This window comes from Streptomyces sp. NPDC001536, assembly GCF_042894505.1.
In the GTDB taxonomy this organism is placed as follows: domain Bacteria; phylum Actinomycetota; class Actinomycetes; order Streptomycetales; family Streptomycetaceae; genus Streptomyces.
The window spans coordinates 194788-208639 of the sequence record NZ_JBIAVQ010000002.1 but is presented as its reverse complement, the minus strand read 5'-3'; the positions used below and the strand labels follow the sequence as shown (position 1 = coordinate 208639).

15 protein-coding genes are annotated in these 13852 nt (G+C 71.2%); 10 read left to right on the top strand and 5 right to left on the bottom strand.

Going from position 1 to position 13852, the window contains the following annotated elements; genetic code table 11:
* Positions 1 to 73 precede the first annotated feature (73 nt).
* Genes ACFY0U_RS06170 through ACFY0U_RS06160 form a run of 3 tightly spaced genes read left to right on the top strand, consistent with a single transcriptional unit; the run spans position 74 to position 2750 of the window.
* Complete coding sequence (locus tag ACFY0U_RS06170; protein ID WP_388630956.1) at positions 74 to 1534, top strand: IucA/IucC family protein; 1461 nt, start codon at positions 74 to 76, stop codon at positions 1532 to 1534.
* Positions 1535 to 1554: 20 nt separating this feature from the next.
* Complete coding sequence (locus ACFY0U_RS06165) at positions 1555 to 2460, top strand: HipA family kinase (RefSeq protein ID WP_388630953.1); 906 nt, start codon at positions 1555 to 1557, stop codon at positions 2458 to 2460.
* Positions 2457 to 2750, top strand: coding sequence for a SelT/SelW/SelH family protein (locus tag ACFY0U_RS06160; RefSeq protein WP_388630950.1), 294 nt, complete (start codon positions 2457 to 2459; stop codon positions 2748 to 2750). Before ACFY0U_RS06165 ends, ACFY0U_RS06160 begins: the two co-directional genes overlap by 4 nt.
* Here the strand turns inward: ACFY0U_RS06160 and aceB are convergent.
* Positions 2740 to 4365 carry a malate synthase A gene (aceB, locus tag ACFY0U_RS06155; protein ID WP_388630947.1) on the bottom strand — a complete coding sequence of 542 codons (1626 nt, stop codon included), beginning with the start codon at positions 4363 to 4365 and terminating at the stop codon, positions 2740 to 2742. The genes ACFY0U_RS06160 and aceB overlap by 11 nt on opposite strands.
* Before the next feature lie 184 nt (positions 4366 to 4549).
* Complete coding sequence (locus ACFY0U_RS06150; protein ID WP_388630944.1) at positions 4550 to 5149, bottom strand: NTP transferase domain-containing protein; 600 nt, start codon at positions 5147 to 5149, stop codon at positions 4550 to 4552.
* Between the two features lie 219 nt (positions 5150 to 5368).
* On the opposite strand from ACFY0U_RS06150, the gene ACFY0U_RS06145 reads away from it, so the two are divergent.
* A complete protein-coding gene (locus tag ACFY0U_RS06145; protein WP_289917913.1) occupies positions 5369 to 5653 on the top strand; it encodes a DUF5955 family protein in 285 nt (94 codons plus the stop codon).
* Position 5654: 1 nt separating this feature from the next.
* Here ACFY0U_RS06145 and ACFY0U_RS06140 read toward each other — a convergent pair whose 3' ends face one another.
* Entirely contained in the window at positions 5655 to 6350 is a 696-nt protein-coding gene (locus tag ACFY0U_RS06140; protein WP_388630941.1) for a DUF6304 family protein, read from the bottom strand.
* Positions 6347 to 7141 (bottom strand): IclR family transcriptional regulator, encoded by a 795-nt coding sequence (locus tag ACFY0U_RS06135; RefSeq protein ID WP_388630939.1) that lies wholly within the window; start codon positions 7139 to 7141, stop codon positions 6347 to 6349. The genes ACFY0U_RS06140 and ACFY0U_RS06135 overlap by 4 nt, the downstream gene beginning before the upstream one ends.
* A 276-nt stretch (positions 7142 to 7417) precedes the next feature.
* On the opposite strand from ACFY0U_RS06135, the gene allB reads away from it, so the two are divergent.
* Both allB and alc read left to right on the top strand, forming a co-directional pair.
* Positions 7418 to 8755 (top strand): allantoinase AllB, encoded by a 1338-nt coding sequence (gene allB, locus ACFY0U_RS06130; RefSeq protein WP_388630936.1) that lies wholly within the window; start codon positions 7418 to 7420, stop codon positions 8753 to 8755.
* Between the two features lie 49 nt (positions 8756 to 8804).
* Positions 8805 to 9920 carry an allantoicase gene (alc, locus tag ACFY0U_RS06125; protein WP_388630933.1) on the top strand — a complete coding sequence of 372 codons (1116 nt, stop codon included), beginning with the start codon at positions 8805 to 8807 and terminating at the stop codon, positions 9918 to 9920.
* Between the two features lie 61 nt (positions 9921 to 9981).
* Here the strand turns inward: alc and ACFY0U_RS06120 are convergent, their stop codons facing one another.
* Positions 9982 to 10719: an SDR family oxidoreductase gene (locus ACFY0U_RS06120; RefSeq protein WP_388630930.1), complete on the bottom strand. Its 738-nt coding sequence runs from the start codon at positions 10717 to 10719 to the stop codon at positions 9982 to 9984.
* Between the two features lie 96 nt (positions 10720 to 10815).
* Between ACFY0U_RS06120 and ACFY0U_RS06115 the strand changes: the two genes are divergently transcribed.
* The 4 genes from ACFY0U_RS06115 (at position 10816) to ACFY0U_RS06100 (ending at position 13799) form a co-directional block, all read left to right on the top strand.
* Positions 10816 to 11625 (top strand): AIM24 family protein, encoded by an 810-nt coding sequence (locus ACFY0U_RS06115; RefSeq protein ID WP_388630927.1) that lies wholly within the window; start codon positions 10816 to 10818, stop codon positions 11623 to 11625.
* Positions 11626 to 11699: 74 nt separating this feature from the next.
* Positions 11700 to 12326, top strand: a complete 627-nt coding sequence (locus ACFY0U_RS06110; protein WP_388630924.1) for a dihydrofolate reductase family protein — start codon at positions 11700 to 11702, stop codon at positions 12324 to 12326.
* Between the two features lie 91 nt (positions 12327 to 12417).
* Positions 12418 to 13323 (top strand): DMT family transporter, encoded by a 906-nt coding sequence (locus tag ACFY0U_RS06105; protein WP_388632371.1) that lies wholly within the window; start codon positions 12418 to 12420, stop codon positions 13321 to 13323.
* 86 nt (positions 13324 to 13409) lie between these two features.
* Complete coding sequence (locus tag ACFY0U_RS06100) at positions 13410 to 13799, top strand: ribonuclease domain-containing protein (protein WP_388630921.1); 390 nt, start codon at positions 13410 to 13412, stop codon at positions 13797 to 13799.
* Positions 13800 to 13852 lie beyond the last annotated feature (53 nt).

Here is a 13852-nt window from a genome sequence, read left to right as displayed (position 1 = left end):
GGGTACGAGTAGGACGTCACGGCGGGGGTGACGACATAGATACTGATCGTCTCCGCCCGCCCGTAGAGAACGAGTGAAACGCGTGGACCTCCTTCCCCCGGCCGCCGCCGACGCCTTGGCGGCGGCGCCGTTGCTCAACTGTCTGCTGCGCGAGGTCGCCGAGCCGCTCCCGGGCTCCGGCGAGCCGCGCACACACAGGTTGCCGAGCGGCCGACTGCTGCGGGTGCGCGGCGGACGGCGTCCCGCGGAGCCCGAGGTGCGGACCGGCGGCCACTGGCGCCGCATCGGCCACCCCGAACTCGTCAAGCTCGTCGCCGAGGAACTGACCCGCCACACCGGCCTGTCCAACCCCGAACTGCCCGCCGAGATGATCGACAGCCGGGACGCGGTGGCCGCGATCCTCGCCGCACGCGCGCGTGCCACGCCGCCCGCGGACCCGTACCTGCTCTCCGAGCAGTCCCTCCTCACCGGCCACCCCTACCACCCCGCCCCCAAGGCGCGCGGCGGCGGTCCGGTCGCCGGCTGGCTGCCCTACGCGCCCGAGGCGCACGCCCGCTTCCCGCTCACCCTGCTCGGCGTACGCGAGGACACGGTCGTGGACGAGGGCGACACCGCGGCCCTGGACGCGCTCGGTACGGCCCCGCCCGGCTACCGGCTGCTGCCCGCCCACCCCTGGCAGCTCGACCTCGTCGACCTCTCGGACGCCTTCGCCGACGGCCGTCTCATCCGCCTCGGCACCACCGGCTTCGACGCCTGGCCCACGGCCGCGATCCGCACCCTGTACGCCCCCGAGCGGGACCTGTTCCTGAAGTTCAGCCTGGACGTGCGCATCACCAACGACATCCGCCGCCTGTGGCGCCACGACCTGCTGAAACTCCGGGAGACCGACACAGCGGCGGCCCGGGCGTTCGCCGGTGGTCCGGCGGCCTGGCTGTCGGACCGCGGCTACCGCACCGCCGACTTCGCCTTCGAGGAGCTGGCGGTCCTGGTCCGCGACGGCTTCCACGGCCATGTCAGGCCCGGCGCCACCCCGCTGCTCGCCGCGGGCCTCGTGGAGGGCTTCGAGGGCAGCCCGGCCGGGGGCGAGGCCTGGTGGGAGGCGTATCTGCGCGCCGTCGTACCGCCCGCCCTCACGGCCTTCGCGGACCACGGCGTCGTACTCGAAGCGCATCTCCAGAACACGCTCGTCGCCGTCGACGCCGACGGAACACCCGTGCAGGCGCTGTTCCGGGACGCCGAGGGCGTGAAGCTGCTGTCGGACGTGGACCGGGCGGCCGGCTGGCAGCGGCTGGTCTACACGCTGGTCGTCAACCACCTGTGCGAGGTCGCGGCCGTCCTCGCCGAGCGCCATCCCGGTCTCGACCCCTGGCCCGCCGCCCGCCGCGAACTGGCCCGCCACGACCTCCCGGAGATCAGGGCCCTCCTCGCCTCGCCCACCCTCCCCGGCAAGACCAACCTGCTGCTGCGCTGGACCGGCGCCGACGGCGCGGACGCGCGCTACCTGCCCCTGCCGAACCCGCTGGCCGCCATCTGATCTGAATTACCCTGACCGGTGTGCTCCGCGATGTGACTGCTGTTCGATACGTGACCCCGCTGCGGTCCGGCGGCTCCGTGCCCGGAGTCGTCGAGGCCGACGACCTGGGGACGTACGTCGTGAAGTTCACCGGCTCCGCGCAGGGCTGCAAGGCACTGGTCGCCGAGGTGATCGTCGGCGAGCTGGCCCGCGCGCTCGGACTGCGCTTCCCCGAACTGGTCCTCGTGCACTTCGACCCGGCGATCGCCGACAGCGAGCCCCACCAGGAGGTGCGGGAACTCCACGGCGCCAGCGCGGGCATCAACCTCGGCATGGACTATCTGCCGGGCGCCGCCGACTTCACCCCGGAGGTCGCCAGGACCTTCCGGGTCGATCCCCTGGAAGCGGGCCGGATCGTCTGGCTCGACGCCCTGACCGTCAACGTGGACCGTACGGTCCACAGCTCCAACCTCATGGTCTGGCCCACGCTCGGCATCACGCCCCCGCGCCTGTGGCTGATCGACCACGGCGCCGCCCTCGTCTTCCACCACCGCTGGGACGCCACGGACCCGACGAAGCGGTACGACTTCCGGCACCACGCCCTCGGCCACTACGCCCCCGACGTGCGCGCCGCCGACGCGGAGCTCGCGCCAAAGGTCACCGAGGAGCTGCTGCGCGGCATCGTCGCCGAGGTCCCCGACGCCTGGCTGACCGACTTCGCGACCCCCGGCGAGGCACGCGAGGCCTACGTGACGTACCTCCACACGCGCGTGCGGGCCTCTGAGGCCTGGCTGCCCATGGACTTCCCCTCCCGGGAGGAACTCGCCGCGGAGGAGGCCCTCCGGGCGGCGAAGAACCAGCAAGGACGCCCCGCGTGGCTCAAACAGGTCCCCGACCTGCACGGCAAGCCCGCGGCCGAACAGGATTGGTCGGTGCACCTCGGATGAGTGGCCGTGTCGAGATCGAGTACTGCACCCAGTGCCGCTGGCTGCCCCGCGCGGCCTGGCTGGCGCAGGAGCTGCTCACCACCTTCGAGGCGGAGCTGACGGAACTCGCGCTGAAGCCCGGCAAGGGCGGGATCTTCGTCGTCCGGGTCGACGACGAGGTCGTCTGGGACCGCACGAAGCAGGGCTTCCCGGAGCCCACCGCGGTGAAGCAGGCCGTACGCGACCGAGTGGCCCCGGGAAGGTCCCTGGGCCACTCGGACAAGACCGCGCAGGCGGACGTCAGCCCTTGAGCTGCTCGTACGCGGGCAGCGTCAGGAAGTCCGCGTAGTCGGCGTCGAGGGAGACCTCCAGGAGCAGGTCGTGGGCCTGCTGCCAGTGGCCGGCGGCGAACGCCTCCTCGCCGAGCTCCGCGCGGATGCCGGCGAGCTCCTCGGCGGCGACCTTGCGGGCCAGCTCCGGGGTGGCCTTCTCGCCGTTCTCGAACTCGACGCCCGCGTTGATCCACTGCCAGATCTGCGAGCGGGAGATCTCGGCGGTGGCCGCGTCCTCCATGAGGTTGAAGATGGCGACCGCGCCGAGCCCGCGCAGCCAGGCCTCGATGTAACGGATGCCGACCTGGACGGCGTTGACGAGTCCGTCGTACGTCGGCCTGGCGTCCAGCGAGTCGATCGCGATCAGGTCGGCCGCCTCGACGTGGACGTCCTCGCGGAGGCGGTCCTTCTGGTTCGGCCGGTCGCCGAGGACCTTGTCGAAGGACTCCAGGGCGATCGGGACCAGGTCGGGGTGGGCGACCCAGGAGCCGTCGAAGCCGTCGCCGGCCTCGCGGTCCTTGTCGGCGCGGACCTTCTCGAAGGCCACCTTGTTGACCTCGGCGTCCCGGCGGGACGGGATGAACGCCGCCATGCCGCCGATCGCGTGCGCACCGCGCTTGTGGCAGGTGCGGACGAGGAGTTCGGTGTACGCCCGCATGAACGGGGCGGTCATCGTCACCAGGTTGCGGTCCGGCAGGACGAACTTGGCGCCGCCGTCACGGAAGTTCTTGACGATGGAGAACAGGTAGTCCCAGCGGCCCGCGTTCAACCCGGAGGCGTGGTCGCGGAGTTCGTAGAGGATCTCCTCCATCTCGTACGCCGCCGTGATCGTCTCGATCAGGACGGTGGCGCGGACGGTGCCCTGCGGGATGCCGACGTAGTCCTGCGCGAAGACGAACACGTCGTTCCACAGCCGGGCTTCGAGGTGCGACTCGGTCTTCGGGAGGTAGAAGTACGGACCCTTGCCGAGGTCGAGCAGCCGCTGGGCGTTGTGGAAGAAGTACAGACCGAAGTCCACGAAGGCGCCGGGCACTTGGGAGCCGTCGGCGGCGACGAGGTGCCGCTCGTTGAGGTGCCAGCCGCGCGGCCGCATGACGACGGTCGCGAGCTCGTCGTTCGGGCGCAGGGCGTAGGACTTGCCGGACTTCTCGTCGGTGAAGTCGATGGTGCGGGTGTACGCGTCGGCGAGGTTGACCTGGCCGAGGATCACGTTCTCCCAGGTGGGCGCCGAGGCGTCCTCGAAGTCCGCGAGCCAGATCTTCGCACCCGAGTTGAGGGCGTTGATCGTCATCTTGCGGTCGGTGGGGCCGGTGATCTCGACGCGGCGGTCGTTCAGGGCCGCGGGGGAGGGGGCCACCTTCCAGGAGTCGTCCGCGCGGATCGCGGCGGTCTCCGGAAGGAAGTCGAGCGTGGAGGTGCGGGCGATCTCGGCGCGGCGCTCCGCACGGCGGGCGAGGAGCTCGTCACGACGGGGCGTGAACCGGCGGTGCAGCTCGGCCACGAAGGCGAGGGCCGCGTCGGTGAGCACCTCCTCCTGCCGGGGCAGGGGCTCGGCGTCGACGATGGCCAGCGGGGACGGCGCTGGTGCGGACATGAGCTGTCACTTCCTTCAGCGTTGGCACCGGGTGCCACTCGAACCGGGTACGGCGAGGAACGCCCCTGGAGCGGGAGGGCGCTTCTGGTCAGTGGATACTAGTTTCCTCATTGTGGAAGTTCAATGGTTTGTTGATGTCGAGATTCTCCGAGTCGAGGCAACGTGGCGCTGAGTGCCACCTCGCTCACTCAAGGTGCTGCAGATCTTCGGCGGTGTCGATGTCGTAGGGCTGGGCGATGTCCCCGCACTCGACGAGCGAGATCCGTGCGGCGTGTTCCTTCAAGTACGCGCGTGCCCCTTGATCCCCGGTGGCAGTCGCGGCGATCCCCGCCCAGTGCGCGGACCCGAAGAGCACGGGATGCCCGCGTACGCCGTCGTAGGCGGCCGAGACCAGGGACTCCGGGGACGTGTACGCGCCGAGCACGCGCGCGTACGCCCCCGGGCCGATCCCGGGCTGGTCGACCAGCGACACGAGCGCGGCCCGCACGTCCGTGCCGGAGAACGAGTCGAGACCGGCTCGAAGCGAGGAGCCCATGCCCTGCTCCCAGTCGGGGTTGTCCACGAGCACACAGCCGTCGAGCCGCGCGGTCTCGCGGACGACGTCGGCGGCGGCGCCCAGCACCACGTGCACGCGCGTGCACCCCGCCGCGCGCAGCACGCCCACCGCGTGTTCGATCAATGGCCTGCCACGATGTCCGAGCAGGGCCTTGGGGCGCCCGCCCAGCCGCCGGCCGCCGCCCGCGGCGAGGAGCAGCCCGGCGACCTGGTGTGCGTTGTCCGTCATGCGTCCTGCATACCTGACGCCACGGGGCCCGGCCGGTTTCCGAGGGCTGAATTTCGGTCCGCGGAGTGGCGCGGCCCCTGCCGGTGGGCGTTTACTGACCCCCGTCCCCGGCGCCTGACCAACGCCACGGGGCTGTTCGGGCGGGATCACGACGTAGGGGCGCACAACGGCGTGCGAGGGGGGAGAGCTGTGTTGCGGAGCTTGGGACAGAGGCCGCCAGTGACCGGCAGCGACGAGGACCCCAGGGTGGCGGGCTTGCGGACCGCGGTGTCCCGGCTGCGCCGCGAACTCGCCGCGCATCCGGCCGAGTTCCCCGACCGGGGCATCGCCGAGGACGAGCTGGCGGCACTGGCCGCGATGACGATCGACGGCGCCCCCGAGATTCCTCGTCTGCGGCGGTCGCTGCTGCTGATCGCGGGGGCGATCGGATCGGTCAGCGCCCTGTCGCGGGGGCTGTCGGACGTACGGGACGCGGTGGAGCTGTTCGGGGAGCCGCGGCGCTAGGTCAGAGCGATCCGCGGTACGGGAACGGCCCTCGGTAGCCGCGGTCCGAGGCGCGGTGCTCGAACTCCTCGCACAGCCAGGTCTCCTGGACGAGCTCGGTCTGTGCGTGCCAGACCGCGAAGATGCCGTGCGGCCCGTGTTTGCCGTCCACCCGGCGGTACAGGTCCTTGGCGTCACGGAAGCAGGCCAGCCCCGCCATCATCGGGCTGCCGGCCGGGTTGTAGTCGGACCAGGCGCACGCGACGCAGGCGCGGAGCCGGGCCGATCGGGGCAACTCGCGCTGGAGGGCGTGCAGGACGTGCTCGAGGTCGCCCGGGCCGGCGACGCGGAACTCGTGTCCGTCCAGACGCAGGGTGGCGGTCAGCGTCTCCGTGTCCAGACCGCGTCCCGGGCCGGCGGGGCCCCCTAGCCGCAGGACGCAGCGCAGCACACCCTGTCGTACGCCGTCCCCCGCCACGTCGACGGGCATCGGAACCTCCCACTCCAGGAGGCAGGAGCACAGGCCGCCCTCGAAGAAGGAGAACGGGAACTCGGGCGGTTCACCGCCGAGGGCGCCGAGGTCGTCCATCGACTCGCCCTCGAAGCGGACGCCCCTGATCGTCGTACGGATCAGCTCCCGGCCGTCCGACTCGAAGACGATCTCCTCGCTGCCGTGCCGGTCGGTGTACCGGCCCGGCCAGGTCATTAAGCCGGTCATGCCGGGCTCTGGGTGGCCAGCGCCTGGGACAGCTCCCCGGCGACCTGCTGGAGCACCGGCACGATCTTGTCCGTGGCCGCCTCGGTGACCCGGCCCGCCGGACCGGAGATGGAGATGGCGGCGGCGGTGGGGGAGTCGGGGACCGACACCGCGAGGCAGCGGACGCCGATCTCCTGCTCGTTGTCGTCGACCGCGTAACCGAGCTGCCGTACGTCCGCCAGCGCCGCGAGGAAGCCCTCCGGTGTGGTGATCGTCTTCTCCGTCGCGGCCGGCATGCCGGTGCGGGAGAGCAGGGCGCGCACCTCGGCGTCGGGGACGTTCGCCAGGAGGGCCTTGCCCACGCCCGTGGAGTGCGGCAGGACGCGCCGGCCGACCTCGGTGAACATGCGCATCGAGTGCTTCGACGGCACCTGGGCGACGTACACGATCTCGTCGCCGTCGAGCAGCGCCATGTTCGCCGTCTCGCCGGTCTCCTCCACCAGCCGGGCCAGATAGGGGCGGGCCCAGGTGCCGAGCAGCCGGGACGCGGACTCGCCGAGGCGGATCAGACGCGGGCCAAGGGCATAGCGGCGGTTGGCCTGCTGACGGACGTATCCGCAGGCCACGAGCGTGCGCATGAGACGGTGGATGGTGGGCAGCGGCAGTCCGCTGCTCGCGGAGAGCTCGCTGAGGCCGACCTCGCCGCCCGCGTCCGCCATCCGCTCCAGCAGATCGAAGGCGCGCTCGAGGGACTGGACCCCGCCACTGGTGGACTTGGCGGAGTCGGTGGTGCTGGCGCTGGACGTCGGCACGGCGCGTTCCTTTCGGGGCGGGCGGGCGGAAAGGGCAGAAGCCTACCCGCCGGTCGGTTGACGACCCGCTGGTACGTAGCTACGTTCTGCCTGTCGGAATACTAATTCCGCTTTGTGGAAACGTCCAGAGTGTGGCGCGTCGAAGCCCTGGGGAGAAGTGTGCCCTTGACGGCGCGGAAGCGGGAGTGAAGACTCCTTCAACAGAACGTTGAATTCCGTTACGTGGAAGTAAATCCCGTTTCCCGGAAGTAACAACGGTGACAGAGAGGGGTCCGGGTGTCCGACGTAGAACTGGTGCTGCGCTCGACGCGCGTCATCACTCCGGAAGGGACGCGCGCCGCTGCGGTCGCCGTCTCCGCCGGGAGGATCACGGCCGTCCTGCCGTACGACGCCGCCGTCCCGGAGGGTGCCCGGCTGGAGGACGTCGGCGACCACGTCGTCCTGCCCGGCCTGGTCGACACCCATGTGCACGTCAACGACCCGGGCCGCACCGAGTGGGAGGGCTTCTGGACCGCCACGCGCGCGGCGGCGGCCGGCGGCATCACGACCCTCGTCGACATGCCCCTCAACTCCCTCCCGCCGACCACGACGGTCGACAACCTCCGTACGAAGAGGGACGTCGCCGCCGACAAGGCCCACATCGACGTCGGCTTCTGGGGCGGCGCCCTGCCCGACAACGTCAAGGACCTGCGCCCGCTGCACGAGTCCGGCGTCTTCGGCTTCAAGGCGTTCCTGTCCCCGTCCGGCGTGGACGAGTTCCCGCACCTGGAACAGGACCAGCTCGCCCAGTCGCTGGCCGAGATCACCTCCTTCGGCGGCCTGCTGATCGTGCACGCCGAGGACCCGCACCACCTGGAGGCCGCCCCGCAGCAGGGCGGCCCCAAGTACGCCGACTTCCTCGCCTCGCGCCCGCGCGACGCCGAGGACACCGCGATCGCCCAACTCATCGCCCAGGCCAAGCGGTTGGACGCGCGCGTGCACGTCCTGCATCTCTCGTCCAGTGACGCGCTTCCGCTCATCGCAGCCGCCAGGGCCGAGGGCGTCCGCATCACGGTCGAGACCTGCCCGCACTACCTCACGCTCACCGCCGAGGAAGTCCCCGACGGCGCCAGTGAGTTCAAGTGCTGCCCGCCGATCCGCGAGTCGGCCAACCAGGACCTGCTCTGGCAGGCGCTGGCCGACGGCACGATCGACTGTGTGGTCACGGACCACTCGCCGTCGACGGCCGACCTGAAGACGGACGACTTCGCCACGGCGTGGGGCGGCATCTCGGGTCTGCAACTGAGCCTGGCCGCGGTGTGGACGGAAGCACGCAAGAGGGGGCACTCGCTGGAGGACGTCGTCCAGTGGATGTCCGCGCGTACGGCCGCTCTCGTCGGCCTCGGCCAGAAGGGCGCCATCGAGGCCGGCCGCGACGCCGACTTCGCGATCCTCGCGCCCGACGAGACCTTCACCGTCGACCCGGCGGAACTCCAGCACCGCAACCGCGTGACGGCGTACGCGGGCAAGACCCTGTACGGCGTCGTGAAGTCGACCTGGCTGCGCGGCCGACGCATCGTCCAGGACGGCGAGTTCACGGAGCCGAAGGGGCAACTCCTCACCCGCGACCACTGATCAAGACCTCCGCACCCGCAGCGGCCGACTCCAGAAAGGCACATATCCCGTGACGGCGATTCCGAGCTTCACCGGTGACGCGAACCCGTACGGCGGTGGTGACCCGTACGCCGACTACCGCACCGCCGACTTCCCCTTCACCCAGTACGCCGACCTCGCCGCCCGGCAGCTCGGCGCCGGAGTCATCGCCGCCAACGACGAGTTCTTCGCCCAGCGCGAGAACCTGCTGCTGCCCGGGCCCGCCGAGTTCGACCCCGAGCACTTCGGGCACAAGGGCAAGATCATGGACGGCTGGGAGACCCGGCGCCGCCGCGGTGCCTCCGCCGGGCACCCGTGGCCGACGGCCGAGGACCACGACTGGGCGCTGGTCCGTCTCGGCGCGCCCGGCGTGATCCGCGGCATCGTCGTCGACACGGCCCACTTCCGCGGCAACTACCCGCAGGCGGTGTCGGTCGAGGGCACGTCGGTGGCGGGCTCGCCCTCCCCGGAGGAGCTGCTCGGCGACGACGTGAAGTGGACGACGCTGGTCCCGCGCACGGCGGTCGGCGGCCACGCCGCGAACGGCTTCGAGGTGGCGGTCGAGCAGCGCTTCACCCACCTCCGGGTCAACCAGCACCCGGACGGCGGCATCGCCCGCCTCCGCGTGTACGGCGAGGTGGTCCCCGACCCGCAGTGGCTCTCGGTGCTCGGCACCTTCGACGTGGTCGCCCTGGAGAACGGCGGCCGGGCCGAGGACGCCTCCAACCTCTTCTACTCCCCGGCCTCCAACACCATCCAGCCGGGCCGCTCCCGCAAGATGGACGACGGCTGGGAGACCCGCCGCCGCCGCGACCAGGGCAACGACTGGATCCGCTACCGCCTGGTGGCCCAGTCCCAGATCCGTGCGATCGAGATCGACACGGCGTACCTGAAGGGCAACAGCGCGGGCTGGGCGTCGGTGTCGGTGAAGGACGGCGAGACCGGCGACTGGACGGAGATCCTCCCGCGCACCCGCCTCCAGCCCGACACCAACCACCGCTTCGTCCTCCCGACCCCCGCGGTCGGCACCCACGCGCGCGTGGACATCTTCCCGGACGGCGGCATCTCCCGACTGCGCCTGTACGGCTCCCTGACGGAGTCCGGCGCGGCGGCGCTGACGGCCCGCCACCAGGAACTGGGCGGCTGACACCCGCACGCACGCGTGGGGCGCACCGGGCCCGACAGCGCCGGTGCGCCCCACGCGTGTGTCACGCCGCGTGGCCCCCGTCCACCGCGAACTCCGCGCCCGTGACGTAGTCGGCCGCCGCCAGGTACGCCACCATCGACGCCACCTCGTCGGCCGTCCCGAACCGTCCCAGCGCGGTCAGCGCCGACTGGTCGGCGGCGTACGGGCCGTCCGCCGGGTTCATGTCGGTGTCGGTCGGGCCGGGGTGGACGATGTTCGCGGTGATGCCGCGCGGGCCCAGTTCCCGGGCGAGGGCCTTCGTGAGGCCGACCAGGGCCGACTTGCTGGTCGTGTAGAGGGTCCCGCCGGGGCCCGGCACCCGCTGGGTCATACAGGTGCCGATGGTGATGATCCGGCCGCCGGGGCCCATGCGGGAGGCCGCCGCCTGGGAGGCCAGGAACACCCCGCGCACATTCACGGCCAGGACCCGGTCGACATCCACGAGGGACAGGCCCTCCAGGGGCCCCAGCACACCCACACCCACGTTGTTCACCAGCACGTCCAGCCCGCCGAGCGCTTCCACCGCACGATCCACGGCCCCCGCCGCCTCCGCCGCGTCCGCGGAGTCCGCCCGCAGGGCCACCGCACGGCGTCCCAGGGCCTCGACGGCCCGTACGACCTCCTCGGCCGCCTCCTTGCCGTTCTCGTACGTCAGAGCCACGTCCGCGCCCTCCCGGGCGAGCAGCAGAGCCGTCGCCGCTCCGATGCCGCGGCTGCCGCCGGTCACCAGGGCCACCTTGCCGTTCAGCGTCGTTGTCATGCCTCCATCCCAGCGGTCCGCACCCGCACGCGCTGGCGGCGAACGGACACCTAGCTCGGCCGGAACTCTTTCCTCCGGTTCCCGCGTTCTCCTGACGTGACCCTTCAGCAAGACATCGTCGGCAACGCCATGCAGATGGCGGTCGTCAGCCTCCAGCCCGGTCAGACCGTGTACTGCGAGGCCGGAAAGTTCCTGTTCAAGACCACGAACGTGACCATGGAGACCCGCCTGTCGGGCCCGTCGAACACCACCGGTGAGTCCCAGAGCGGCTCAGGCGTCGGCGGCATGCTCCGCCAGGCCATGGGCACCGCCATGCAGGTCGGTCAGCGCGCGCTCGCGGGCGAGTCCCTGGCGTTCCAGTACTTCACGGCGACCGGCGGCGAGGGCACCGTCGGCTTCGCGGGCGTCCTGCCCGGCGAGATGCGGGCCCTGGAGCTCGACGGCACGCGCGCGTGGTTCGCGGAGAAGGACGCCTTCGTCGCCGCCGAGTCCACCGTCGACTTCGGCATCGCCTTCCAGGGCGGCAGGACCGGCATGAAAGGCGGCGAGGGGTTCGTCCTGGAGAAGTTCACCGGCCGCGGCACCGTGATCATCGCCGGCGCCGGCAACTTCATCGACCTCGACCCCGCCGACTTCGGCGGCCGTATCGAGGTCGACACGGGCTGCGTCGTCGCCTTCGAGGAGGGCATCCGCTACGGCGTCCAGCGCGTCGGCGGCCTGAACAGGCAGGGACTCATGAACGCCGTGTTCGGCGGCGAGGGCCTCTCCCTGGCCACCCTGGAGGGCAACGGCCGCGTCATCCTCCAGTCCCTCACCATCGAGAGCCTCGCCAACGCCCTGAAGAAGGCCCAGGGCGGCGACAAGCAGGGCCCGACGGGCGGGCTGTTCTCCACCAACGTGGGCTGAAGCGATGAGTTGCGGGTGCGGGCGGGGTCTGAGCTGATGACAACAGACCCCACCCGAGAGAGAAGGCACCCGTCATGGGCAAGCTCGTCTCCCAGATCTTCGTCAGCCTCGACGGCGTCTACCAGGGCCCCGGCGGCCCCCAGGAGGACACCAGGGGCGGCTTCGAGCAGGGCGGCTGGACCGTCCCGTACGCGGAGGAGGACTTCGGCCGGTTCGTCGGCCAGGTCTTCGCCGACGTCGGCGCGTTCCTCCTCGGCCGTCGTACCTACGACATCTTCGCCGGGTACTGGCCGAAGGTGACCGACCCCGCCGACCCGGTCGCCTCGAAGCTCAACGCCCTGCCGAAGTACGTCGCCTCGTCCACCCTCAGCGACCCCGAGTGGGCCGGCACCACCGTGCTCGGCGGTGACCTCGCCAAGGAGGTCACCGCTCTCAAGGAGCGCACCGACGGCGAGATCCAGCTCCACGGCAGCGGAGCGCTCCTGCGGTCCCTGCTCAATCTCGACCTGGTCGACACCGTCCACCTGATCACCTTCCCGGTCGTGCTCGGCGCCGGCCGCCGCCTGTTCACCGAGGGCAGCCTGCCGACGGCCTTCACGCACCGAAGCGGGCTCATCACCTCCACCGGCGTCTCCATCCAGACGTACGACCAGGCGGGACGGCCGGAATACGGGTCGTACGAGCTCCCCGAAAACGCCTAGGCGAATTCCGGCCGCGCGGGTACGGTGATCGCTCCGTGTGCGAGCCACCGACGTCTCCACCTCACCGACGGAGACCGGGAGAGCCGCCCAGATGTCCTCGATCGCCGTACCGGGCGCCCTCGCGCCCCGCCGCACCTGGCTGACCGACCTGCCCGTCCTGCTCGTCGCGGTCGTGTGGGGCGCGAGTTATCTCGCCGCCAAGGACATCACCACCGCCCGCACGGTGATCGCGGTCCTGGTGCTGCGCTTCGCGATCGTGCTGCCCGCCCTCGTGGCCGTCGGACGGCGCTCGCTGCGCACCCTGAGCGTCGCGCAGTGGCGCGGGGCCGGGCTCCTCGGACTGATCCTCAGCGTGATCTTCCTGCTGGAGACGTACGGGGTCGTCCACACCTCGGCCACCAACGCGGGCCTCATCATCAGCCTCACCATGATCTTCACCCCGCTCGCCGAGGCCGCCGTCACCCGTACCCGCCCCTCACGGGCCTTCCTCGGCGCCGCCGCCCTCTCCGTGCTCGGCGTCGTCCTGCTCACCCAGGGCGGCGGCTTCACACAGCCCTCCCTCGGCGACCTGCTCATGCTGCTCGCGGCGCTGGCCCGCACGGTCCACGTCCTGGCGATGTCCCGGGTCAAGTCCGTCCAGGGCGCCGACGCGCTCTCCCTGACCACGGTCCAACTCGGCGCCGCCGTGGCGGTGTTCGCGCTCCTGGCGACCGGCGCCGACGCCACGCCCTGGCAGACGGCCGTGGACTTCGGGCCGCGCGAGTGGGCCGGGCTGCTGTTCCTGTCCGCGTTCTGCACGCTGTTCGCCTTCTTCGTACAGATGTGGGCGGTCCGCCGCACCTCCCCGTCCCGGGTCAGCCTGCTCCTCGGCACCGAGCCGTTGTGGGCCGCCCTGGCCGGCATCGCGCTCGGTGGGGAACGGCTCGGCGCGCTCGGCCTGGCGGGTGGCGCCCTGGTGCTTGTGGGGACCGCGTGGGGACGTCGGGCGGCAGGTTAACTCCGCGAAAACTCATCGGACTTGACGGGAAAAATCTCCGGAGTTGTCATTGACATGCCACTGTCTACGCGCGTCATCATGAGGGCATGAGATTCCCCCCACGAATCACCCGCATCGGCGCCACAGCCGCCGTCCTGTCCGCTCTCCTCGTCGGCGGAACCGTCGCCACGGCCTCCCCCGCGGCCGCCGCGGTCGGCAACGTCTGCTACAGCGCCCTGCCCTCACAGGCGCACGACACCCTCGACCTGATCGAGCAGGGTGGGCCCTATCCGTACTCCCAGGACGGCACCGTCTTCCAGAACCGGGAAGGTGTCCTGCCCAGCCAGTCGAGCGGCTACTACCACGAGTACACGGTCATCACGCCCGGATCGTCCACGCGCGGTGCCCGTCGTATCGTCACCGGTCAGCGGAGCCAGGAGGACTACTACACGGCGGACCACTACGTCACGTTCCGCCTGGTCAACTACAGCTGCTGAGCCGAGCCGAACCTCGTCGAAGCGCCGAGGAAAGGTGAGACCAGCCGGAGGTC

Coding starts and splice junctions, on each gene's coding strand:
- ACFY0U_RS06110 (WP_388630924.1), top strand. CDS start 11,700: ATGGGCAAGCTCGTCTCCCAGATCTTCGTCAGCCTCGACGGCGTCTAC.
- ACFY0U_RS06150 (WP_388630944.1), bottom strand. CDS start 5,149: ATGACGGACAACGCACACCAGGTCGCCGGGCTGCTCCTCGCCGCGGGC.
- ACFY0U_RS06120 (WP_388630930.1), bottom strand. CDS start 10,719: ATGACAACGACGCTGAACGGCAAGGTGGCCCTGGTGACCGGCGGCAGC.
- ACFY0U_RS06100 (WP_388630921.1), top strand. CDS start 13,410: ATGAGATTCCCCCCACGAATCACCCGCATCGGCGCCACAGCCGCCGTC.
- ACFY0U_RS06140 (WP_388630941.1), bottom strand. CDS start 6,350: ATGACCGGCTTAATGACCTGGCCGGGCCGGTACACCGACCGGCACGGC.
- aceB (WP_388630947.1), bottom strand. CDS start 4,365: ATGTCCGCACCAGCGCCGTCCCCGCTGGCCATCGTCGACGCCGAGCCC.
- ACFY0U_RS06160 (WP_388630950.1), top strand. CDS start 2,457: ATGAGTGGCCGTGTCGAGATCGAGTACTGCACCCAGTGCCGCTGGCTG.
- ACFY0U_RS06105 (WP_388632371.1), top strand. CDS start 12,418: ATGTCCTCGATCGCCGTACCGGGCGCCCTCGCGCCCCGCCGCACCTGG.